Origin of the sequence: Bacillus sp. SW14, assembly GCF_047608225.1 — a bacterium.
Taxonomy (GTDB): domain Bacteria; phylum Bacillota; class Bacilli; order Bacillales; family Bacillaceae; genus Bacillus; species Bacillus subtilis_G.
Window position 1 is genome coordinate 1,461,576 of sequence record NZ_JBLKRW010000001.1, and the last position, 21,055, is coordinate 1,482,630.

The following is a 21,055-nucleotide window of genomic DNA, read 5'->3' on the forward strand; positions in this document are numbered from 1 at the left end:
AACGGGAAGGGAAAGAAAAGGAGTGCTTGATCATACACGATCTGCCATTAAAACTTAGAGATTTCCCAACGAAAGATAAGCCAAGAGAACGGCTTCTGAAAGTCGGAGCCGAGAACTTAGCCAATCATGAACTTTTGGCTATATTATTACGGACAGGCACGAAACACGAATCTGTTATGGACCTGTCAAACCGGCTCCTGCTCACTTTTGACGGACTGCGTCTGCTGAAAGAAGCATCAGTTGAAGAGCTGTCGAGCATCCCGGGAATCGGTATGGTAAAAGCGGTTCAAATACTGGCGGCAGTTGAGCTTGGAAGCCGTATTCATAAATTAGCCAACGAAGAACATTTCGTCATTCGCTCCCCGGAAGACGGCGCAAATCTTGTCATGGAGGATTTGCGCTTTTTAACCCAGGAGCATTTTGTCTGTTTATACTTAAATACAAAAAACCAAGTCATCCATAAACGCACCGTATTTATCGGAAGCCTGAATTCATCTATTGTCCACCCGCGGGAGGTGTTTAAAGAAGCGTTTAAACGATCTGCCGCTTCCTTTATCTGTGTTCATAATCATCCTTCTGGAGATCCGACGCCGAGCAGGGAAGATATTGAAGTGACAAGACGCCTGTTTGAATGCGGAAACCTGATTGGCATCGAGCTGCTTGACCATTTGGTGATCGGGGATAAAAAATTTGTGAGTTTAAAGGAAAAAGGATATTTGTAACACTTTTTTTTTCGTCGAATTAAGCTATAATAGAGTTTATGAGTTTTTCCCTTTAGGGTATTTTTGCTTTAAGAAAGGAAGATACATACATATGTTTGGAATTGGTGCAAGAGACCTTGGTATAGATCTTGGAACTGCGAATACGCTTGTTTTTGTAAAAGGAAAAGGAATTGTCGTGAGAGAGCCGTCAGTAGTCGCTTTGCAAACGGATACGAAGTCGATTGTTGCTGTCGGAAATGATGCAAAAAATATGATCGGACGGACACCGGGCAACGTGGTGGCCCTTCGCCCGATGAAAGACGGCGTTATCGCTGATTATGAAACAACGGCTACAATGATGAAATATTACATCAATCAAGCCATTAAAAATAAAGGCATGTTTGCCAGAAAACCATATGTCATGGTTTGTGTCCCATCAGGCATTACAGCTGTTGAAGAACGCGCTGTCATCGATGCGACAAGACAGGCCGGAGCGCGTGACGCGTATCCGATTGAAGAGCCGTTTGCCGCAGCAATCGGAGCCAATCTGCCGGTTTGGGAACCGACTGGAAGCATGGTAGTTGATATCGGAGGCGGTACGACAGAGGTTGCGATTATTTCCCTTGGCGGCATTGTAACGTCACAGTCAATCCGCGTAGCCGGTGATGAGATGGATGATGCGATTATCAACTACATCAGAAAAACGTACAACCTGATGATCGGTGACCGTACGGCTGAAGCGATTAAAATGGAGATCGGATCTGCAGAAGCTCCTGAAGAATCCGATAAAATGGAAATCCGCGGCCGCGATTTATTGACAGGTCTGCCGAAAACAATCGAAATTACAGGAAAAGAAATTTCTGGTGCTCTGCGCGACACTGTATCTACAATTGTGGAAGCGGTGAAGAGCACACTTGAAAAAACACCGCCTGAGCTTGCAGCTGATATTATGGACAGAGGCATTGTGTTAACCGGCGGCGGAGCGCTTCTTCGCAACTTGGACAAAGTCATCAGCGAAGAAACAAAAATGCCGGTCCTTATCGCCGAAGACCCGCTTGATTGTGTAGCGATCGGAACAGGAAAAGCACTGGAGCACATCCATCTTTTCAAAGGGAAAACTAGATAATCGGGAGTTCAATAGAAGAGGTGTAACACGATGCCGAATAAACGGTTAATGCTATTACTTCTGTGTATTATCATATTGGTGGCTATGATTGGATTTTCGCTGAAGGGCGGCCGCAATACCACCTGGCCTGAGAAAGTGATCGGCGATACGACGGGAGTATTTCAAAATATTTTTCATACGCCTGCCGAATTTTTTGCAGGGATATTTGAGAACATTAATGATTTAAAAAACACATACAAAGAAAACGAGCGTCTGAGAGAGAAGCTTGACGGACAGACACAATATGAAGCCAAACTTCAAGAACTTGAAGAAGAAAACAAATCCTTGCGTGACGAGCTTGGCCATGTCAATTCGATTAAAGATTACAAGCCGATTTTAGCGACGGTCATTGCCAGAAGCCCAGACAATTGGGCGAAACAGGTCACCATTAATAAGGGGACTCAGCAAAACGTAGCGAAAGATATGGCTGTTACAAACGAAAAAGGCGCATTAATCGGCAAGATCAAAAGCTCCGGACTTAACAATTTTACGTCTGCTGTTCAGCTTTTAAGCGATACTGACCGCAATAACAGAGTCGCGACGAAAATTTCCGGAAAAAAAGGCGGCAAAGGCTACGGATTGATCGAAGGCTATGACAGAGACAAGAAACGGCTTAAGATGTCAATTATTGAGCGCAAGGATAAACAAGACGTGAAAAAAGGCGATCTTATTGAAACATCTGGAACAGGCGGAGTTTTCCCAGAGGGGCTGACAATCGGTGAAGTGACGGATATTGAGTCAGATTCCTATGGATTAACGAAAGTTGCTTATGTAAAACCTGCGGCTGATCTTACAGATTTAAATAATGTGATCGTTGTTAACCGTGATGTGCCGACAGTCGATACAGAGGAGGAAGGATCGTGAAACGTTTCCTTCTCCCTTTCGTTATGATGCTTGTTTTTTCTGCGGAAAGCATTTTTACAGATATGGTGCATTTTCCGTTCGTTACAGATGATCAGGTGCTTGTCCCGCGTTTTCTGATGCTAGTATTGATATTCATGTCGGCTTTCATCAATCAAAAACACGCGATGATTTACGGATTTATTTTTGGCCTTCTATATGACATGAACTATACAAGTCTATTAGGCGTTTATATGTTTGGGTTTGCCGGGTTATGCTATTTGGCTTCAAAAGCGTTTAAAGTACTGCATACAAACGCATTTGTGGTAATATTAATAGCTGTTCTCGCTGTCTGCGTGCTCGAGTTTTTCGTGTTCGGCATCCAGTCTTTGATTCATAAAGACATCATGACGTTTAACGGATTTGTGCTTGACCGGTTTATACCGACAGTTTTATTAAATATTGCAGCCGCTCTTATTCTGGTTCTGCCATTTAGATTATTTTTTATGAGTCTAAAGAAAGAATTGAGAGATGAGTAAAAAGGATTTTATCTTTTTTTGACGAAATAAGTATGTTGTTGAGGTGATATTGTGAAGACCAAAAAGCAGCAATATGTAACAATAAAAGGAACAAAGAACGGGTTAACATTGCATCTGGATGATGCGTGTTCTTTTGATGAGCTTCTCGATGGTCTTCAGAATATGCTGTCAATTGAACAATATACGGATGGTAAAGGCCAGAAAATCAGCGTCCATGTTAAGCTGGGAAATCGCTTTTTATATAAAGAGCAAGAGGAACAGCTGACCGAGTTGATCGCGTCAAAGAAGGATTTGTTTGTTCATTCTATTGACAGTGAAGTCATTACTAAAAAAGAAGCACAGCGTATGAAAGAGGAAGCTGAAATTATTTCTGTTTCAAAAATTGTCCGATCAGGCCAAGTGCTGCAGGTGAAAGGCGACTTGCTTCTGATCGGTGATGTGAATCCCGGCGGAACAGTCAGGGCCGGAGGGAACATTTTTGTTCTGGGCTCATTGAAAGGTGTCGCGCACGCGGGATTTAACGGAAATAATCAAGCGGTCATCGCCGCCTCTGAAATGCTGCCGACACAATTAAGAATCAATCACGTGTTAAATCGCTCCCCAGACCACATTCAAAAAGGGAACGAAATGGAATGTGCTTACTTAGATACAGACGGAAATATGGTCATTGAACGCCTTCAACATTTGGCTCATTTAAGACCTGATCTAACAAGGCTTGAGGGAGGAATGTGAATTGGGTGAGGCTATCGTAATAACTTCGGGAAAAGGCGGAGTAGGTAAAACGACAACATCTGCGAATCTCGGTACCGCCTTAGCCATTTTAGGGAAGCGTGTATGCTTAGTAGATACTGATATAGGGCTGCGCAACCTAGATGTTGTAATGGGGCTTGAAAATAGAATTATTTACGATCTTGTAGACGTTGTAGAGGAAAGATGCAAAATGCATCAGGCGCTCGTAAAAGACAAACGTTTCGATGATCTGCTCTATTTAATGCCTGCTGCTCAAACGAGCGATAAGACGGCTGTTGCTCCTGAACAAATTAAAAATATGGTCCAACAGCTCAAACAGGAATTTGATTATGTCATCATAGACTGTCCTGCCGGAATTGAACAAGGATACAAAAATGCCGTTTCCGGAGCTGATAAAGCAATTGTGGTCACAACGCCTGAAATCTCAGCTGTTCGTGATGCTGACCGTATTATAGGGCTGCTGGAGCAAGAGGAAAACATTGAACCACCGCGGCTCGTTGTAAACAGAATCAGAAATCACCTGATGAAAAACGGTGACACGATGGATATCGACGAAATTGCACAGCATTTGTCGATCGATTTGCTCGGAATCGTGGCTGATGATGATGAAGTCATTAAAGCTTCCAACCATGGCGAACCGATTGCAATGGACCCGAAAAACCGCGCTTCCATTGCATATCGCAATATTGCCCGCCGCATTTTAGGCGAATCTGTTCCTTTGCAGGTGCTTGAAGAGCAAAACAAAGGAATGATGGCTAAGATTAAGTCGTTTTTCGGAGTAAGATCTTAATGTGATAGAATCAAAGAGAAGAATCTGACAAAGCAAATGCTGTGTCAGATTTTTTTGTTTTTGTCTGCTTTGTGCTTGAGTAAGAGTAAAATGAATATTTGCCATGGACAAGACATATGATGTACAAACCCAACGAATGCAAAGGATGATGGCAATGAGTCACAGAGCAGATGAAATCAGAAAACGATTAGAGAAAAGAAGAAAACAGCATTCCGGCTCAAAACGTTTCTCTACTCAGACAGTTTCTGAAAAGCAGAAACCCCCGTCTTGGGTGATGGTAACGGATCAGGAAAAGCATGGAACTCTTCCGGTCTATGAAGATAATATTTCGAAATTCAACGGAAAACACCCTTTGGTTAAAACAGATTCAATTATCCTAAAATGTCTTCTGTCAGCCTGCCTTGTTCTCGTTTCCGCCATAGTCTATAAAACGAATATTGGACCCGTCAGCCAGATTAAACCCGTCGTTGCCAAAACCTTCGAAACTGAATTTCAATTTGCCTCAGCAAGCCATTGGTTTGAAACGAAATTTGGCAATCCGCTTGCTTTTCTGGCTCCTGAACATAAAAATAAGGAACAGCAGATCACAGTGGGTCAAGATCTGATCGCGCCTGCATCCGGGAAAGTGCAGCAGGATTTTCAGGACAATGGGGAAGGGATTAAAGTTGAAACAAGCAGCGATACAATTGATAGCATAAAAGAAGGCTATGTAGTTGAAGTCAGCAAAGACAGCCAGACGGGACTGACAGTTAAGGTGCAGCATGCTGACAACACCTATAGTATTTATGGCAAGCTCAAAGATGTCGAAGTTGCGTTATATGATTTTGTAGATAAAGGCAAAAAGCTCGGTTCGATTAAACTGGATGATCATAATAAAGGGGTCTATTATTTCGCCATGAAAGACGGCGATAAATTTATTGATCCGATTCAGGTGATTTCATTTGAATAAATGGCTCGACCTTATCTTGAAAATACATGTGCATCCTTTTCTTTGGATTATCGCTGCGCTGGGGCTAGTCACAGGCCATATGAAAGCATTGTTATGCCTGCTTCTGATTGTGCTGATCCATGAGCTGGGGCATGCTGCTCTGGCCGTGTTTTTTTCTTGGAGAATCAAACGAGTTTTTTTGCTGCCGTTTGGCGGGACGGTTGAAGTGGAAGAGCACGGGAATCGGCCGTTAAAGGAAGAGTTTGCGGTGATTATTGCCGGTCCTCTTCAGCACATCTGGCTTCAGCTTGCAGCCTGGATGTTTGCAGAATTCTCATTGATTCATCAGCATACCTTTGAACTCTTCACCTTTTATAACCTTTCTATTTTATTTGTTAATCTGCTGCCGATCTGGCCTCTTGATGGCGGAAAGCTGTTATTTTTGTTGTTTTCCAAGCAGCTTCCCTTTCAAAGAGCTCACAGGCTGAATTTAAAAACATCGCTCTGCTTCTGCCTGCTGCTTGGGTGTTGGGTTTTATTTGTGGTTCCTCTGCAAATCAGTGCATGGATTTTGTTTGTCTTTCTGGCTGTTTCTTTGTTTGAGGAATACAGGCAAAGGCACTATATCCATGTGAGATTTCTGCTTGAACGGTATTACGGAAAAAACCGTGAGCTCGAAAAACTGCTGCCGCTCAATGTAAAGGCAGAGGACAAAGTCTATCATGTGATGGCCGAGTTCAAGCGCGGCTGCAAACATCCGATTATTATAGAGAAATCAGGGCAGAAACTAAGTCAGCTTGACGAGAATGAAGTGCTGCATGCTTATTTTGCCGATAAGCGGACGAATTCCTCCATGGAAGAACTGCTGCTTTACTAAAATGGATTGACAAACGTCTTGTGTTTTGGTATATTTTTTAATGTTATGGATGTAGCACCATTGCTACAACCGCTCAGTACAGGTGTTAAGAGCTTAAAGCCCCCTGGTATCTGGCGAGTCTTAGTCTAATAGGAGGTGCAGAGAATGTACGCAATCATTAAAACAGGCGGTAAACAAATCAAAGTTGAAGAAGGCCAAACTGTTTTCATCGAAAAACTTGCTGTTGAAGCAGGTGAAACAGTTACTTTTGAAGACGTTTTGTTTGTTGGCGGAGACAACGTGAAAGTCGGCAACCCTACAGTTGAAGGCGCGACAGTAACGGCTAAAGTTGAAAAACAAGGCCGCGCGAAAAAAATCACTGTTTTCAGATACAAAGCAAAGAAAAACGTTCATAAAAAACAAGGTCATCGTCAGCCTTACACTAAAGTGACGATCGAAAAAATCAACGCGTAAGCATGATTCAGGCAACAATCAGAAGGTCTCATGATAAAGGCATATTGTCTTTTGAAATGACAGGCCATGCGAATTTTGCTGAACATGGACAAGATCTTGTTTGTGCCGGAGTAACAGCCGTTGTGTTTGGAGCTGTTAACGCAGTCATTGTGCTCGCGGGCTTCGAGCCGCTTCTTGATATAGGGGAGGACGGGGGTTATTTTTACTTTGAATTCCCTGAATCACTTGATCCGGAGGCGCGCCAAAAAGCTCAGCTGTTGATTGAAGGCATGATTGTTTCGTTGGAGACAATTGAACGGGATTACAAAGATAACTTGCGTGTGACCACAAACATAATATAGGAGGTGAGCTACATGCTTAGATTAGATCTTCAGTTTTTCGCTTCTAAAAAAGGAGTAGGTTCTACAAAGAACGGACGTGACTCTGAGTCTAAACGTTTAGGTGCTAAACGTGCTGACGGTCAATTCGTAACAGGCGGTTCTATCCTTTACCGTCAACGCGGAACAAAAATTTACCCAGGTGAAAACGTGGGCCGCGGCGGAGATGACACTCTATTTGCGAAAATCGACGGAACTGTTAAATTCGAACGTTTCGGCCGTGACCGCAAAAAAGTGAGCGTATATCCTGTAGCTCAATAATGATTCAAAAAACTCCGGTCGATGACTGGAGTTTTTTTTGCAATAATGCGGAGTAAACACCAAGAATGAAATGCAGAGTATGTGCGAGCAGACCCCGCCAAGAATGAGAATAAACGTCTCAAACCCACTGGATATGTTCCCCAAGCAGTAATACATAAAATGTTCTGCCTGGCTGCAAATCAACCTTAGCCAGAAAAAAAGGAACATGATATTTCTGGGAAAAACAATTGTTTTTCTAATAAAGCCTTCTCTGTTATAATTCATAATACACACTTATACAGACTCCTAAATAAGAAATTAAATGATTGGGAGTGCGAAAATGAAGGATGTTTCAAAAAAACAAGAAGAAAATATAAACGACACGGCATTAACAAATGAACTGATTCATCTGCTTGCCCATTCCCGGCATGATTGGATGAATAAGCTGCAGCTGATTAAAGGAAACTTAAGCTTGCAGAAGTATGACCGCGTCTTTGAAATGATTGAAGAAATGGTTATAGACGCAAAGCACGAATCAAAGCTCTCAAACCTGAAAACACCGCACTTGGCGTTTGATTTTCTTACGTTTAATTGGAAAACCCATTATATGACGCTTGAATATGAAGTTCTTGGAGAAATTAAGGATTTATCGGCTTATGATCAAAAGCTGACGAAACTGATGAGAAAGCTGTTCTATCTGTTTGATCAAGCAGTCAGCAGAGAGAGCGAAAATCATTTAACGGTTTCACTGCAAACGGATCATCCTGACAGACAGCTCATTCTGTATCTTGATTTTCACGGCGCTTTTGCCGATTCATCTGCTTTTGACGATATTCGGCAAAATGAATATGTGGACATTGATATCATGCGTTTTGAAATCACAAGTCACGAATGTATGGTTGAAATTGGGTTGGACTAGCGGAGTTTTTAACGGTTTAGAACGGAGGACATTATGTTTATAGATCAGGTGAAAGTTTATGTAAAAGGTGGCGACGGCGGCAACGGAATGGTTGCGTTTCGCCGTGAAAAATATGTGCCGAAGGGCGGCCCTGCCGGCGGTGATGGAGGAAATGGAGGAGACGTTGTTTTTGAAGTGGACGAAGGTCTCCGCACCCTGATGGACTTTAGGTACAAAAAACACTTTAAAGCGATTCGCGGCGAGCACGGCATGTCCAAAAACCAGCATGGGCGAAATGCCGATGATATGGTTATTAAAGTTCCGCCAGGCACCGTTGTGACAGATGATGATACAAAGCAGGTCATTGCTGATTTAACAGAGCACGGACAGCAGGCTGTCATCGCAAGAGGCGGAAGAGGAGGAAGAGGGAATACCCGCTTTGCTACGCCGGCTAATCCCGCGCCTCAGCTTTCAGAAAACGGCGAGCCGGGAAAAGAGCGTTATATTGTTCTTGAATTAAAAGTGCTAGCGGATGTCGGCCTTGTCGGGTTCCCGAGTGTGGGAAAATCCACTTTGCTGTCTGTTGTCTCATCTGCAAAACCGAAAATTGCGGACTATCACTTTACAACGCTTGTCCCGAATCTCGGCATGGTTGAAACGGATGACGGACGCAGCTTTGTTATAGCCGATTTGCCTGGACTGATTGAAGGCGCACACCAAGGCGTCGGACTCGGTCACCAGTTTTTGCGCCATATTGAACGGACGCGGGTTATTGTTCACGTTATTGATATGTCCGGATTGGAAGGCCGCGATCCGTATGAGGATTATGTCACGATTAACCAGGAACTGAGCGAGTACAATCTGCGTCTCACTGAACGTCCGCAAATTATCGTTGCAAATAAAATGGACATGCCGCAGGCTGCGGAAAATCTGGAAGCCTTTAAAGAAAAGCTGACGGATGATTACCCGGTATTCCCAATCAGTGCGGTGACAAGAGAAGGTCTTCGCGAGCTTCTGTTTGAAGTCGCCAATCAGCTGGAGAACACGCCGGAATTCCCGCTGTATGACGAGGAAGAGCTTACACAAAACCGTGTCATGTACACGATGGAGAATGAAGAAGTGCCATTTAACATTACACGGGATCCAGACGGTGTATTTGTGCTTTCAGGAGACAGTCTTGAGAGGTTATTCAAGATGACTGATTTCTCCCGTGATGAATCGGTTAAACGGTTTGCAAGACAGATGCGCGGAATGGGTGTTGATGAAGCGCTCAGAGAACGCGGAGCCAAGGATGGAGATATTATCAGGCTTCTGGAATTCGAATTTGAATTTATTGATTAATGATGACTGAGAGGAGAGCCTGGATGTCAGGCTCTCTATTTTAAAGGGGGGATGCAAATGAAAGAGGAGACATTTTATCTTGTCCGTGAAGATGTATTGCCCGATGCGATGAGAAAAACATTGGAAGTCAAAAAGCTGCTTGATCGAAAAAAAGCAGATTCAGTGGCAGATGCCGTTCAAAAGGTGGATTTAAGCAGAAGTGCGTTTTATAAATACAGAGATGCTGTTTTTCCGTTCTACACTATGGTTAAAGAACAAATTATCACACTTTTCTTTCATTTGGAGGATAGGTCAGGCGCGTTATCTCAGCTCCTGCAGGCGGTAGCTGATTCTGGAAGCAACGTTCTTTCCATTCACCAGACCATACCGCTTCAAGGCAGGGCGAATGTGACACTGTCTATCAGTACGTCTGCAATGGAAGAGGACATTCATACGTTAATGAATAAACTCAGGAAGTTTGATTTTGTAGAAAAGGTTGAAATATTAGGTTCAGGGGCATAAGGGAGAGAATATCGTCATGAAAGTCGGTTATTTAGGTCCAGCAGCAACATTCACACATCTAGCAGTTAGTTCTTGTTTTCAAAACGGCGCCGAACATGTTGCCTACCGCACCATACCGGAGTGTATAGATGCGGCAGTTGCAGGCGAAGTTGATTTCGCTTTTGTTCCTTTAGAGAATGCATTAGAAGGATCGGTCAATTTAACGATAGACTATTTAATACATGAACAGCCCTTGCCAATCGTGGGTGAAATGACGTTGCCGATTCATCAGCACTTGCTCGTCCATCCTTCAAGAGAAAATGCATGGAAAGAGCTCGACAGAATTTACTCGCACTCACACGCGATCGCGCAATGCCATAAATTTCTCCATCGTCAATTTCCTTCCGTACCTTATGAATACGCTAATTCAACCGGAGCGGCAGCGAAATTTGTCAGTGACCATCCCGAGCTGAATATCGGGGTAATTGCCAATGACATGGCCGCTTCTACATACGAATTGAAAATCGTGAAACGAGATATACAGGATTACAAGGATAATCATACAAGATTTGTTATCCTGTCTCCTGATGAAAACATATCATTTGAAGTGAATTCAAAATTGAGTTCAAGGCCCAAAACGACACTGATGGTAATGCTTCCGCAGGATGATCAATCTGGGGCGCTGCACAGAGTGCTGTCTGCATTTTCTTGGAGAAACTTAAACTTGTCAAAGATTGAGTCACGTCCGACGAAAACCGGATTAGGCCATTATTTCTTTATTGTTGATATTGAGAAAGCGTTTGATGAGGTATTGATTCCAGGTGCCATGCAGGAGCTCGAAGCGCTCGGCTGTAAAGTGAAGCTTCTTGGTGCATATCAGTCTTACCAATTATAAAAAAAGCCCAGTAAAGGGCTTTTTTTAATCTTTAATTAAAATGCCGGCCTCCTCGAGTGCTTGGCAGGCTTGGTCGATACGATATTCATCGGGTGCTGTCAGTGTATGAAGATGCACGCCGTCAGTCAGCTGTGATAAATAGGCGGCATTCGTAGAATTGATTTTTTTAATGAAATGGCTAACTTCCTTCCGAGTGCCTACTTGGATGGCTGCAGTTAAATCTCCATATACTGGATGTTCGATTTTTACGTCTTTTACGGCAACACCTTCGTCCACGATGATCTGCAGTTCCTCTTCTGTCCGTTCAGGACCGTGCAGACAAGCTATGATTCTTTCTGCCTGCTGATGTTGCTGAGCGGCTGCATCCATGTACACATATCCCTGACTTGTGGCGATAATTGGTTCATTTTTCGCTTTCAAGAGCGATATATCCTGAACAATTACCTGTCTTGAAACGTTCGCTTTTTTTGCGAGTTCTCCTCCTGTCAGTGGTGATACGGATTCCTTCAGCCACAGAAGAAGCTGTTCACGCCTGTTGGCGCCCATGAGCTTTAATTCTTCGGTCAATATCAAATTCTCCTTTCTTTTGTTCCCAAAGCGCTGTAAACGTATGTAATAACTTATCCAGCTGTTCAGCCGTTGTATGCCTTCCAAAAGAGATGCGGATAAATTGCAAGGCTTCTTGTTCTGTTTTTCTTAATGCTTTCATCGCTTCAGACGGCCCGTGATAACCGGCAGAACAAGCGCTGCCCGTTGAAATGCAAATATTACTCCGATTACATTCTAACATAACATATTGTCCTTCAAATGAGTGAAAAAAACACCCGACAATATGGGGAAGACATTCCGTTTGTGAAGTGTCAGCCGCAAGGGTTACAGGGAGAGACCGAGTACTGATTTGGTCTAAAAAGTATGTTCTTAGTGTCTCATTGCGGGATATCTGTTTATCCATTTCGCTTATAATCAGCTCTGCAGCGGCAGTGAAGGCTCCGATCCCGGGAACATTCACCGTGCCGGCTCTAAATCCTTGTTCGTGAGCGCTAAGAGGGTAAACGGGTTTCCAAGGCACTCCTGGCCGAATATAGACCGCACCCACTCCTTTAGGTCCATGGACTTTATGGCTGGACACTGAGAGTGCAGCCACCCCCAGTTGTTCTGTATGAATCGGGATTTTTCCAAACGTTTGCACAGCGTCGCAATGGAGAAGAATGTCCTTTTCGTGCAGATAGGAAGACAGTCGTTGAATAGGCTGAATAATCCCGGTTTCAGAATTGGCATGCTGAATAGAAACTAGGCCTGTTTCCGGGCGGATATGAGCTGCTAATATTTCCTCGGTAATAAGACCGTATTCATTCGGTTCAATGATTGTTACATCGAATCCGTGCTGTTTCAGAAAAGCGGCACAGTTGTGAATGGACTGATGTTCCATGGCAGTCGTAATAAAATGTCTTTTTGTTTTTGGCAGGCCGTTTAGCAATGATTGAATGGCCAGAAAATTGGATTCCGTGCCGCCGCTGGTAAAATAGATGCCACTTGCATCTCCGCCAATGATGTCAGCGATTTTTTCACGGCAGTACTCCAGTATGTGCTTTGCTTTTCCTCCTGCGTCATGTAGGCTGCTTGCATTTCCGTACATATCCATACTGAGCTTTTGATATACGTTAAGGGCTTCCTCACAAATAGGCGTTGTCGCTGCATAATCTAAATAAATCATCCGGTCGTCCTCCATCCGTTCTCCATAAAAAACTCTTGAGTTTATTTTATCCTTGTGTAAATATAGGTGTCAAGACAGGTGTAAACAACAGGAGGGTGGCATATGTCTAAAAAGACGGTTGTAGTCATCGGTTCAGGGGCGGCGGCACTTTCCTTAGCGTCAGCGTTCCCGCCCTCATATGAAGTGACTGTCATCACAAAGAAAAGCGCCAAAAACAGTAATTCAGTCTATGCACAAGGCGGAATTGCTGCGGCTTATGCAAAGAGTGACTCGATTGAAGCCCATCTGGAAGATACGTTATATGCAGGTTGCGGACATAACGATCTAGCTATTGCAGCAGACGTTTTGCAAGATGGAAAAATTATGATTCAAAACTTATTGGAGAGTGAATTTCCATTCGATCGAAATGAGCAAGGCGATCTTTGTCTTGGCAGAGAAGGGGCTCACTCGTACAACCGCATTTTTCATGCAGGCGGAGACGCAACAGGAAGGCTGCTTGTCGAGTATTTGCTGAAACAGATCAACAGCAAAATCGAGTTAATCGAGCATGAAACAGCGGCAGATTTGCTTATGGAGAACGGACGCTGTATCGGCGTCATGACAAAAGACAGCCAGGGGCGGATCAAGGTAAGGCATGCGGATGAAGTGGTGCTGGCGGCCGGCGGATGCGGAAGCCTGTTTCTTCACCATACGAACGATCCATCCGTCACCGGTGACGGCCTTTCTTTAGCTTACCGGGCCGGAGCGGAATTAACTGATTTAGAGTTTACTCAATTTCATCCGACACTGCTTGTGAAAAACGGTGTTTCCTATGGGCTTGTTTCAGAAGCTGTAAGAGGGGAAGGCGGATGTTTAGTTGATGAACGCGACCGCCGGGTTATGGCTGGGCGGCATCCTTTGGGTGACCTGGCTCCAAGAGATATCGTCTCACGGATTATTCACGAAGAAATGACAAAAGGAAACCGCGTTTTTATCGACTGCAGTGCGATTTCTGATTTCGAAGGGCGTTTCCCTACCATCACCGCTATATGTGAAAAAGCAGGGGTTGATATTCAAAGCGGGAAAATACCTGTTGCCCCGGGAATGCACTTCTTGATGGGAGGTATTTTTGTTAATCGATGGGGAGAAACAACAGTGCCGGGGCTTTATGCAATTGGCGAGACCTCATGCACCGGTTTGCACGGAGCCAATCGGCTTGCGAGCAATTCATTGTTGGAGGCGCTGGTATTTGGAAAAAGAACAGCAGAGCATATTATGCAAAAACCGGTTTATAACTGCCAATATCAATCATCTCCAGAAACCGTCGTCTACGAGGTGCCGAATACAGAGGTGTATGAATTGAAAAGCAGAATGACAAGCCACATGTCTATCTTACGAGAAAAAGGCAGTCTGATTGAGCTGAGCATCTGGCTCCATACGCTGCCTTTTCAAAAAGTGAATGTGAAGGATATCACAATACCGCAGCTGGAACTTTCTCATTTATGGCAAACTGCAAAGCTGATGACGTTTTCTGCGCTTTTGCGGGAGGAAAGCAGAGGGGCGCATTTTCGCACCGATTTTCCTCAAGCTGATGAGCGCTGGCAAGGAAGACAAATTGTCCACACAAAAAAAGGAACGAAGATTAGAAAAAACGGGGGGATTTGGAGAAATGAATCATTTACAGCTGAAAAAATTGCTGAATCACTTTTTTCTTGAGGATATAGGTACGGGGGATTTAACATCGCAGGCTATCTTTGGAGAACAGAGCTGTGAAGCGGAGATTGTTGCAAAGTCAGACGGCATCTTTGCCGGAGCTGCGGTGATAAAAGAAGGCTTTGCTTTATTAGACGAAAATGTTCAAATCCATGTACATAAAACAGATGGGGACATGTTGCGAAAAGGGGAAGTGATTGCCGTTTTACGCGGTCCGGCGGCTGTACTTCTTTCAGGAGAGCGGGTTGTATTAAATCTTATTCAGAGGCTGTCTGGAATTGCGACGATGACAAGCGGGGCTGTACGGCGGCTGGATGACGAACAGATAAAAATCTGTGACACGAGAAAAACAACACCGGGGCTGAGAATGCTGGAAAAACACGCTGTCAGAGCCGGGGGCGGATATAATCATCGATTCGGATTGTATGACGGCATCATGATTAAAGATAATCATATTGCAGCATGCGGCTCTATTGAAGAGGCGTGCCAAAAAGCGCGTCAGGCCGCCGGGCATATGGTAAATATCGAAGTGGAAATTGAAACGGAGGAACAGCTGCGAGAAGCGATTGAAGCAGGAGCAGATGTTATTATGTTTGACAACTGTCCGCCTGATACGGTCCGCCATTTTGCAAATCTCACACCGGACCATATAAAAACTGAAGCTTCAGGCGGAATTACGTTAGAATCTTTGGCTGCTTTTAAGGGGACGGGTGTGGATTATATTTCATTAGGATTCCTGACGCATTCCGTCAAAAGTTTAGATATCAGCATGGATGTTACATTATCAAATGAATCTATGGAGGAATGCCTTTATGTCAATTCTTGATGTGATCAAACAATCGAATGATATGATGCCTGAAGGTTATAAAGGAATGTCAAGAAAGGATATGGAAACGCGGGTTGCAGCCATTAAGAAAAAATTTGGGAGCAGGCTCTTTATACCAGGCCATCATTATCAAAAAGACGAAGTGGTGCAATTTGCTGACCAAACAGGCGATTCCCTTCAGCTGGCCCAAATAGCGGAAAAAAACAAAGAAGCGGATTATATTGTTTTTTGCGGTGTGCACTTTATGGCAGAGACCGCTGATATGCTGACAGGCGAGGAACAAACGGTCATCCTGCCTGATATGAGAGCGGGGTGTTCTATGGCTGACATGGCTGACATGCAGCAGACCAATAGGGCGTGGGAGAAACTTCAGCATACATTCGGAGATACGATCATACCTTTAACTTATGTAAACTCCACTGCGGAGATCAAGGCTTTCGTCGGTAAGCATGGCGGAGCGACTGTGACTTCTTCGAATGCGAAAAAGGTGCTTGAATGGGCGTTTACACAGAAAAAACGAATTTTATTTTTGCCTGATCAGCATTTAGGGAGAAATACGGCTTATGATCTGGGCATCGCGCTTGAGGATATGGCTGTGTGGGATCCGATAAAAGATGAATTAGCGGCTGAATCTGAGCATAAGAATGTGAAAGTGATTTTGTGGAAAGGGCATTGTTCTGTTCACGAAAAATTCACCGTAAAAAATATCCATGATGTGAAAGAACGTGACCCTGACATTCGGATCATTGTGCATCCGGAATGCTCACATGAAGTCGTGACGCTAAGTGACGACAGCGGATCAACGAAATATATTATTGATACGATCAATCAGGCTCCGGCGGGAAGCAAGTGGGCAATCGGCACAGAAATGAATCTTGTTCAGCGGATCATTCACGAGCACCCTGATAAACAAGTCGAATCACTCAATCCGAACATGTGCCCGTGCTTGACAATGAACCGAATCGATTTGCCGCACTTGCTATGGTCTTTAGAACAAATAGAAAAAGGAGAACCTTCAGGCGTGATTAAAGTGCCAAAAGCCATTCAGCAAGATGCCCTCCTTGCCTTGAATCGTATGCTTTTGATTACGTAAATCAGAAATATTTCTCCTCCTGACTCATAACTTCTTTTGTTCGGGCATATGTTGTGAAGAAACATATTGTAATCTCAGCTGAACTGTTCACGTTTTGCATAGGAGGGGAAAACGTTGAAAATCCATATCGTTCAAAAAGGCGATTCGCTCTGGAAAATAGCTGAAAAGTACGGAGTTGATATTGAGGAAGTGAAGAAACTCAATACGCAGCTTAGCAATCCAGACTTAATCATGCCTGGAATGAAAATAAAAGTGCCGTCTGAAGCTGTCCCGGTCAGAAAAGAGCCGAAAGCAGGCAAAAGTCCGGCTTCGGCCGGGAGTATGAAGCAAGAGCATCCATATGCGAAAGAAAAACCTAAATCCGTTGTTGACGTAGAAGACACAAAGCCGAAAGAAAAGAAGTCTGTGCCGTATGTCCCGCCGATGCCTAATTTGCAGGAAGATGTGTATCCTGAAGCTGATGTGAACGATTATTATGATACGAAACAGCTTTTCCAGCCGTGGTCGCCTCCTAAACCGGAGGAGCCGAAAAAACATCATGATGGAAATATGGATCATATGCATCACATGCAAGATCAATTTCCACAACAGGAGGCTATGAGTAATATGGAAAATGCAAATTATCCGAATATGCCTAATATGCCAAAGGCGCCAGAGGTAGGCGGTATGGAAGAAGAAAATATTCATCACACAGTTCCGAATATGCCGGCTGCTCAACCTTATTATCATTATCCAGCTCATTTCGTACCGTGTCCGGTCCCTATTTCACCGGTCCTTCCAGGATCAGGATTATGCTACCCGTACTATCCGGCTCAAGCTTACCCAATGGTCCAGCCTTACGGGTACCAGCCAAGCTTTGTATCGCCTCAGTATGATCCGGGTCAATATGAAAACCAGCACCATGAAAACAGCCACCACGGACATTACGGTTCATACGGAGCGCCTCAATACGCATCTCCCGCTTATGGATCTCCGTATGGACAAATGCCGTATGGCCCTCATTATGGCACTCCTCAAGTGATGGGAGCATACCAGCCGGCTGCGGCCCCTGGCTACATGCCGTACAAAGATCCTGACGACTGCGGCTGTGACGATGATCATCAGCCATATTTCTCTGCACCTGACTATTCGGGACTTGGAGCTTATGGAAGCCCTTATATGCCTTACGGCGCAGCTAACCCAAACCCAAATCCAAACCCAAATCCAAACCCAAATCCATATGCGGCCGGAGCTTCTATGCCAATGTCGAATCAGCCTTCTGTCAACCAAATGTTTGGCCGGCCGGAAGAAGAAAATGAGTGATGATTCGGAACGATGCAAATCGTTCCTTTTTTTGTTTTGCGCAGATCTCCGCCAAATGGACAGAACTGACAAGCTTAACATGTCCCTCGAACGCACATGATAAAACAGAGCAAACATGCTCAATTCGTCCACGGGGGGTTTTTCCATTGGGTAAAAAAATGACGATCGCGAGCTTGATTCTAATGACAGCCGGCTTAACAGCATGCGGAGCAAACGATAATGCTCAGAATGATACGCGTAATAACGGCAATACCCGTCCAATTGGATATTATACAAATGAAAATGATGCTGACAGACAGGGAGAAGGAATCGACAACGATGGTCCTGTTACTGAATTAATGGAGGACCAGAACGACGGTAACCGAAACACTGCTAATGTGAATAACCGTAACGGTGTTACTGCTGATGATCGCGTTCCTTTGGCAACTGATGGAACATATAATAACACGAATAACAGAAACATGAATCGGAACGTGACAAACAACGGATATGACAACCAAGAAAACAGAAGACTAGCTGCGAAGATTGCCAACCGTGTGAAACAAGTAAAAAACGTCAATGACACACAAGTAATGGTAACGGATGAAAAAGTAGTTGTCGCAATCAGAAGCCACAGAGAATTCACAAAGTCCGACAGGGATAACGTTACAAAAGCCGCACGCAACTATGCGAATGACCGTGACGTTCAAGTGTCCACAGATAAAGGGCTGTTCAAAAGACTGCATAAAATGAACACCCGCTAGGAGTGACAGGCTGCCGGAAAATATTCGGCAGCCTTTTTCTTTGCATCAGCGAAAAATACCTATTAAAGTGTACATAGAAAATGTCAAAAGAAGGTGAAAGCATGGCAGGCCATTCCAAATGGAAAAACATACAAAAAAGGAAAAATGCGCAGGATGCAAAGCGCGGGAAAATATTTATGAAGCTTGCGAAAGAAATTTATGTGGCAGCAAAAGAAGGTGGAGCTGATCCTGAAGTGAATTCAGCATTGCGTCTTGTCATCGAAAAAGCTAAAGGCGCCAATATGCCGAATGAAAATATTGACCGCGTCATTAAAAAAGCCGCGGGGAACCAAGACGGAAGCAGCTATGAGGAAATCACCTATGAAGGCTACGGCCCATCAGGGATTGCTGTTATGGTTGAATGTGTAACAGATAACAAAAATCGTACGGCATCAAATGTGCGGACAGCATTTAATAAAAATGGCGGGAGTCTGGGGGAAAGTGGATGTGTGTCCTTTTTATTTGAAAGGAAGGGATTTATGACAATTGACTGTACAGAACATCAAATAGATGAAGATGAACTCATGCTTGATGTGCTGGAAGCAGGGGGAGAAGAGATGCAGGCAGAAGAAGATCAATATGTGGTATTAACGGAGCCCGAGCATTTTGAAGACGTAAAAACAGCCCTTGAATCGACATATCCAATTTCTTCGGCAGAGGTGACCATGCTTCCGAAAACCTATACGGATGCCGATGATCAGGCTGTTGAGAAGCTGGGAAAATTGATCGACATTCTTGAAGATGACGATGATGTTCAAGAAGTATATACAAATTACCGCTCATAAAAAACGGGACCGATGTCATATCGGGCCCGTTTTGGTGTATTCAAGAGACACGCTCATTTTCTTGTGTGTATTCTTTCTCCCAGAAATCAGCGTTTTTGATGCCCAGCGCTTTCGGATCAAAGACGGGGTCTAAGCCCCGCTTCTTTTGGCGCTCATAATCCTTTAAAGCGAGAAGCGCCGGTCTGGCAAGCAGCACAATCGCGATGACGTTCAGCCATACCATAATGCCAAGCCCTGCATCACCTAATGCCCAAGCAAGTGAAGCGGTTTTTACAGTTCCGTAGAACGTCGCGGCTAAAATAATCAGTTTTAAACCAAACATTGCCCATTTGCTTTTTCTGCCTCGGGCTAAATAGGCGATATTTGTTTCTGCGATGTAGTAATATGCCATAATCGTTGTAAATGCGAAGAAGAATAAAGCGATGGCAACAAAACCAGCGCCAAATCCGGGAAGGACATTGTCAATGGCCGCTTGAGTGTAACCAGGTCCAGCCTCTACGCCTTTAAGGTGATGTACGATAAAAGAACCATCTGCAGTCTGGGTATTGTACATGCCGGTAAATAAGATCATGAAAGCTGTAGCCGAACATACAAATAAGGTGTCAATATAAACCGAAAATGCTTGAACCAGCCCCTGCTTGACCGGATGGGAAACTTCTGCGGCGGCCGCCGGATGCGGGCCTGTTCCCTGGCCGGCTTCGTTTGAGTAAATGCCTCGTTTGACACCCCAAGAAATCGCCATGCCGATCAGGCCGCCAAAAGCGGAATCCAATGCAAAAGCGCTTTTGAAAATTAATAAGATCACAGCAGGCAATTCAGAAACATTCATGACAATAATGATCAAAGACAGCAGGATATAGCCAATGGCCATAAACGGAACAATCATTTGCGCGGCATTGGCAATACGTTTGACGCCGCCAAAAATGATAAATCCTAACAATAAAACGAGAACACCGCCTGTAATGACAGGAGAGATGCCGAATGCATTTTTGACGCCGACCGCAATGGAGTTGGACTGGACGCCCGGCATCAGAAGGGCCATTGCGATAAGGGCAGCAGCGGCAAATAAGACGGCAAACCACTTAATGCCTAATCCTTTTTCTATATAATAAGCGGGGCCTCCTCGATATTGGCCGTCTTGTTTCACTTTGTAAATTTGGGCAAGAGTTGATTCAACAAAGGCGCTCGCCGCACCAATAAAGGCAATCGTCCACATCCAGAACACCGCACCGGGTCCGCCGAAGGCGATTGCTGTCGCCACACCCGCGATGTTTCCTGTTCCCACTCGGCCGGACAGCGCAATCGATAATGCTTGAAAAGAAGAAACGCCGGCTTCAGAGCTCTTACCTTTGAACATCAGAACAATCATTTCTTTCAAATGTCTGACTTGTAAAAAACGAGTCATAATAGAAAAAATCAATCCAATTCCCAATAAAATATAAATAACGGGCGTACTCCATAAGACAGCATTTAAGCTCGTTACAAAATCTTCCATCAAGCTTCCTCCTCACTTCATTTCGAATACATGTATAAAAAGGATTTTGGGCTAATCGAACTATTTCTACAATTGGTTTGTCACATTATATG

24 protein-coding genes, 1 pseudogene and 1 other annotated feature are annotated in these 21,055 nt (G+C 44.2%); of the genes and pseudogenes, 21 read left to right on the plus strand and 4 right to left on the minus strand.

Features of this window, described 5'->3' with window-relative positions:
- Nucleotides 1–26 precede the first annotated feature (26 nt).
- The 11 genes from radC (at nt 27) to rpmA (ending at nt 7,681) form a co-directional block, all read left to right on the plus strand.
- Nucleotides 27–722: a RadC family protein gene (radC, locus tag ACMX2I_RS07415; RefSeq protein WP_414956593.1), complete on the plus strand. Its 696-nt coding sequence runs from the start codon at nt 27–29 to the stop codon at nt 720–722.
- 91 nt (nt 723–813) lie between these two features.
- Complete coding sequence (gene mreB, locus ACMX2I_RS07420; protein ID WP_087992316.1) at nt 814–1,827, plus strand: cell shape-determining protein MreB; 1,014 nt, start codon at nt 814–816, stop codon at nt 1,825–1,827.
- A 30-nt stretch (nt 1,828–1,857) separates the two neighbouring features.
- Nucleotides 1,858–2,730: a rod shape-determining protein MreC gene (gene mreC / locus ACMX2I_RS07425; RefSeq protein ID WP_087992315.1), complete on the plus strand. Its 873-nt coding sequence runs from the start codon at nt 1,858–1,860 to the stop codon at nt 2,728–2,730.
- Complete coding sequence (gene mreD, locus ACMX2I_RS07430; protein WP_414956594.1) at nt 2,727–3,245, plus strand: rod shape-determining protein MreD; 519 nt, start codon at nt 2,727–2,729, stop codon at nt 3,243–3,245. Before mreC ends, mreD begins: the two co-directional genes overlap by 4 nt.
- A gap of 51 nt (nt 3,246–3,296) precedes the next feature.
- Entirely contained in the window at nt 3,297–3,977 is a 681-nt protein-coding gene (gene minC / locus ACMX2I_RS07435; protein WP_087992313.1) for a septum site-determining protein MinC, read from the plus strand.
- 1 nt (nt 3,978) lies between these two features.
- The gene (gene minD, locus ACMX2I_RS07440; protein WP_087992312.1) at nt 3,979–4,785 is read left to right on the plus strand and encodes a septum site-determining protein MinD; all 807 of its coding nucleotides are present in this window, start codon (nt 3,979–3,981) and stop codon (nt 4,783–4,785) included.
- A 154-nt stretch (nt 4,786–4,939) separates the two neighbouring features.
- Nucleotides 4,940–5,734: a stage IV sporulation protein SpoIVFA gene (gene spoIVFA / locus ACMX2I_RS07445; protein ID WP_414956595.1), complete on the plus strand. Its 795-nt coding sequence runs from the start codon at nt 4,940–4,942 to the stop codon at nt 5,732–5,734.
- Nucleotides 5,727–6,590 (plus strand): stage IV sporulation intramembrane metalloprotease SpoIVFB, encoded by an 864-nt coding sequence (gene spoIVFB, locus ACMX2I_RS07450; RefSeq protein WP_414956596.1) that lies wholly within the window; start codon nt 5,727–5,729, stop codon nt 6,588–6,590. Before spoIVFA ends, spoIVFB begins: the two co-directional genes overlap by 8 nt.
- Before the next feature lie 57 nt (nt 6,591–6,647).
- Nucleotides 6,648–6,721 (plus strand) — a sequence feature (ribosomal protein L21 leader region).
- A gap of 13 nt (nt 6,722–6,734) precedes the next feature.
- Nucleotides 6,735–7,043 carry a 50S ribosomal protein L21 gene (gene rplU, locus ACMX2I_RS07455; protein ID WP_087992308.1) on the plus strand — a complete coding sequence of 103 codons (309 nt, stop codon included), beginning with the start codon at nt 6,735–6,737 and terminating at the stop codon, nt 7,041–7,043.
- Between the two features lie 2 nt (nt 7,044–7,045).
- On the plus strand, nt 7,046–7,384 hold the full coding sequence (locus ACMX2I_RS07460; protein ID WP_003229669.1) for a ribosomal-processing cysteine protease Prp: 339 nt from the start codon (nt 7,046–7,048) through the stop codon (nt 7,382–7,384).
- 12 nt (nt 7,385–7,396) lie between these two features.
- Complete coding sequence (rpmA, locus tag ACMX2I_RS07465; RefSeq protein WP_003152662.1) at nt 7,397–7,681, plus strand: 50S ribosomal protein L27; 285 nt, start codon at nt 7,397–7,399, stop codon at nt 7,679–7,681.
- A 118-nt stretch (nt 7,682–7,799) separates the two neighbouring features.
- On the opposite strand, the pseudogene ACMX2I_RS07470 reads toward rpmA, so the two are convergent.
- Nucleotides 7,800–7,938: pseudogene (locus tag ACMX2I_RS07470) on the minus strand (hypothetical protein).
- A gap of 62 nt (nt 7,939–8,000) precedes the next feature.
- Between ACMX2I_RS07470 and spo0B the strand changes: the two are divergent.
- The 4 genes from spo0B to pheA are packed head-to-tail and all read left to right on the plus strand — an operon-like array spanning nt 8,001 to nt 11,274.
- On the plus strand, nt 8,001–8,579 hold the full coding sequence (gene spo0B / locus ACMX2I_RS07475; protein ID WP_414956597.1) for a sporulation initiation phosphotransferase Sop0B: 579 nt from the start codon (nt 8,001–8,003) through the stop codon (nt 8,577–8,579).
- 33 nt (nt 8,580–8,612) lie between these two features.
- A complete protein-coding gene (obgE, locus tag ACMX2I_RS07480; protein WP_414956598.1) occupies nt 8,613–9,899 on the plus strand; it encodes a GTPase ObgE in 1,287 nt (428 codons plus the stop codon).
- Between the two features lie 57 nt (nt 9,900–9,956).
- Complete coding sequence (thrR, locus tag ACMX2I_RS07485; protein WP_003222630.1) at nt 9,957–10,400, plus strand: transcriptional regulator ThrR; 444 nt, start codon at nt 9,957–9,959, stop codon at nt 10,398–10,400.
- Nucleotides 10,401–10,416: 16 nt separating this feature from the next.
- Entirely contained in the window at nt 10,417–11,274 is an 858-nt protein-coding gene (gene pheA / locus ACMX2I_RS07490) for a prephenate dehydratase (protein ID WP_414956599.1), read from the plus strand.
- A 24-nt stretch (nt 11,275–11,298) separates the two neighbouring features.
- On the opposite strand, the gene ACMX2I_RS07495 is transcribed toward pheA, so the two are convergent.
- Both ACMX2I_RS07495 and ACMX2I_RS07500 read right to left on the minus strand, forming a co-directional pair.
- Nucleotides 11,299–11,841, minus strand: coding sequence for a transcription repressor NadR (locus ACMX2I_RS07495; protein WP_414956600.1), 543 nt, complete (start codon nt 11,839–11,841; stop codon nt 11,299–11,301).
- Nucleotides 11,801–12,988 carry an IscS subfamily cysteine desulfurase gene (locus tag ACMX2I_RS07500; RefSeq protein ID WP_414956601.1) on the minus strand — a complete coding sequence of 396 codons (1,188 nt, stop codon included), beginning with the start codon at nt 12,986–12,988 and terminating at the stop codon, nt 11,801–11,803. The genes ACMX2I_RS07495 and ACMX2I_RS07500 overlap by 41 nt, the downstream gene beginning before the upstream one ends.
- 102 nt (nt 12,989–13,090) lie before the next feature.
- On the opposite strand from ACMX2I_RS07500, the gene nadB reads away from it, so the two are divergent.
- The 6 genes from nadB to ACMX2I_RS07530 all read left to right on the plus strand — a co-directional run bounded on the left by nadB (nt 13,091) and on the right by ACMX2I_RS07530 (nt 19,468).
- A complete protein-coding gene (nadB, locus tag ACMX2I_RS07505) occupies nt 13,091–14,683 on the plus strand; it encodes an L-aspartate oxidase (RefSeq protein WP_414956602.1) in 1,593 nt (530 codons plus the stop codon).
- Nucleotides 14,637–15,506, plus strand: a complete 870-nt coding sequence (nadC, locus tag ACMX2I_RS07510) for a carboxylating nicotinate-nucleotide diphosphorylase (protein ID WP_414956603.1) — start codon at nt 14,637–14,639, stop codon at nt 15,504–15,506. The genes nadB and nadC overlap by 47 nt, the downstream gene beginning before the upstream one ends.
- Nucleotides 15,493–16,599, plus strand: a complete 1,107-nt coding sequence (nadA, locus tag ACMX2I_RS07515) for a quinolinate synthase NadA (protein ID WP_333517225.1) — start codon at nt 15,493–15,495, stop codon at nt 16,597–16,599. The genes nadC and nadA overlap by 14 nt, the downstream gene beginning before the upstream one ends.
- Before the next feature lie 114 nt (nt 16,600–16,713).
- Nucleotides 16,714–17,901: a spore coat assembly protein SafA gene (safA, locus tag ACMX2I_RS07520; protein WP_414956604.1), complete on the plus strand. Its 1,188-nt coding sequence runs from the start codon at nt 16,714–16,716 to the stop codon at nt 17,899–17,901.
- A gap of 146 nt (nt 17,902–18,047) precedes the next feature.
- Complete coding sequence (locus ACMX2I_RS07525) at nt 18,048–18,644, plus strand: YhcN/YlaJ family sporulation lipoprotein (RefSeq protein ID WP_414956605.1); 597 nt, start codon at nt 18,048–18,050, stop codon at nt 18,642–18,644.
- A 101-nt stretch (nt 18,645–18,745) separates the two neighbouring features.
- Complete coding sequence (locus ACMX2I_RS07530) at nt 18,746–19,468, plus strand: YebC/PmpR family DNA-binding transcriptional regulator (protein WP_414958308.1); 723 nt, start codon at nt 18,746–18,748, stop codon at nt 19,466–19,468.
- Between the two features lie 40 nt (nt 19,469–19,508).
- Here ACMX2I_RS07530 and ACMX2I_RS07535 read toward each other — a convergent pair whose 3' ends face one another.
- Nucleotides 19,509–20,963: an alanine/glycine:cation symporter family protein gene (locus ACMX2I_RS07535; RefSeq protein ID WP_414956606.1), complete on the minus strand. Its 1,455-nt coding sequence runs from the start codon at nt 20,961–20,963 to the stop codon at nt 19,509–19,511.
- Nucleotides 20,964–21,055: the final 92 nt, after the last annotated feature.

Coding starts and splice junctions, on each gene's coding strand:
- mreB (WP_087992316.1), top strand. CDS start 814: ATGTTTGGAATTGGTGCAAGAGACCTTGGTATAGATCTTGGAACTGCG.
- mreC (WP_087992315.1), top strand. CDS start 1,858: ATGCCGAATAAACGGTTAATGCTATTACTTCTGTGTATTATCATATTG.
- spoIVFA (WP_414956595.1), top strand. CDS start 4,940: ATGAGTCACAGAGCAGATGAAATCAGAAAACGATTAGAGAAAAGAAGA.
- rplU (WP_087992308.1), top strand. CDS start 6,735: ATGTACGCAATCATTAAAACAGGCGGTAAACAAATCAAAGTTGAAGAA.
- ACMX2I_RS07460 (WP_003229669.1), top strand. CDS start 7,046: ATGATTCAGGCAACAATCAGAAGGTCTCATGATAAAGGCATATTGTCT.
- rpmA (WP_003152662.1), top strand. CDS start 7,397: ATGCTTAGATTAGATCTTCAGTTTTTCGCTTCTAAAAAAGGAGTAGGT.
- spo0B (WP_414956597.1), top strand. CDS start 8,001: ATGAAGGATGTTTCAAAAAAACAAGAAGAAAATATAAACGACACGGCA.
- obgE (WP_414956598.1), top strand. CDS start 8,613: ATGTTTATAGATCAGGTGAAAGTTTATGTAAAAGGTGGCGACGGCGGC.
- thrR (WP_003222630.1), top strand. CDS start 9,957: ATGAAAGAGGAGACATTTTATCTTGTCCGTGAAGATGTATTGCCCGAT.
- pheA (WP_414956599.1), top strand. CDS start 10,417: ATGAAAGTCGGTTATTTAGGTCCAGCAGCAACATTCACACATCTAGCA.
- ACMX2I_RS07500 (WP_414956601.1), bottom strand. CDS start 12,988: ATGATTTATTTAGATTATGCAGCGACAACGCCTATTTGTGAGGAAGCC.
- nadB (WP_414956602.1), top strand. CDS start 13,091: ATGTCTAAAAAGACGGTTGTAGTCATCGGTTCAGGGGCGGCGGCACTT.
- nadC (WP_414956603.1), top strand. CDS start 14,637: ATGAATCATTTACAGCTGAAAAAATTGCTGAATCACTTTTTTCTTGAG.
- nadA (WP_333517225.1), top strand. CDS start 15,493: ATGTCAATTCTTGATGTGATCAAACAATCGAATGATATGATGCCTGAA.
- ACMX2I_RS07530 (WP_414958308.1), top strand. CDS start 18,746: ATGGCAGGCCATTCCAAATGGAAAAACATACAAAAAAGGAAAAATGCG.
- ACMX2I_RS07535 (WP_414956606.1), bottom strand. CDS start 20,963: ATGGAAGATTTTGTAACGAGCTTAAATGCTGTCTTATGGAGTACGCCC.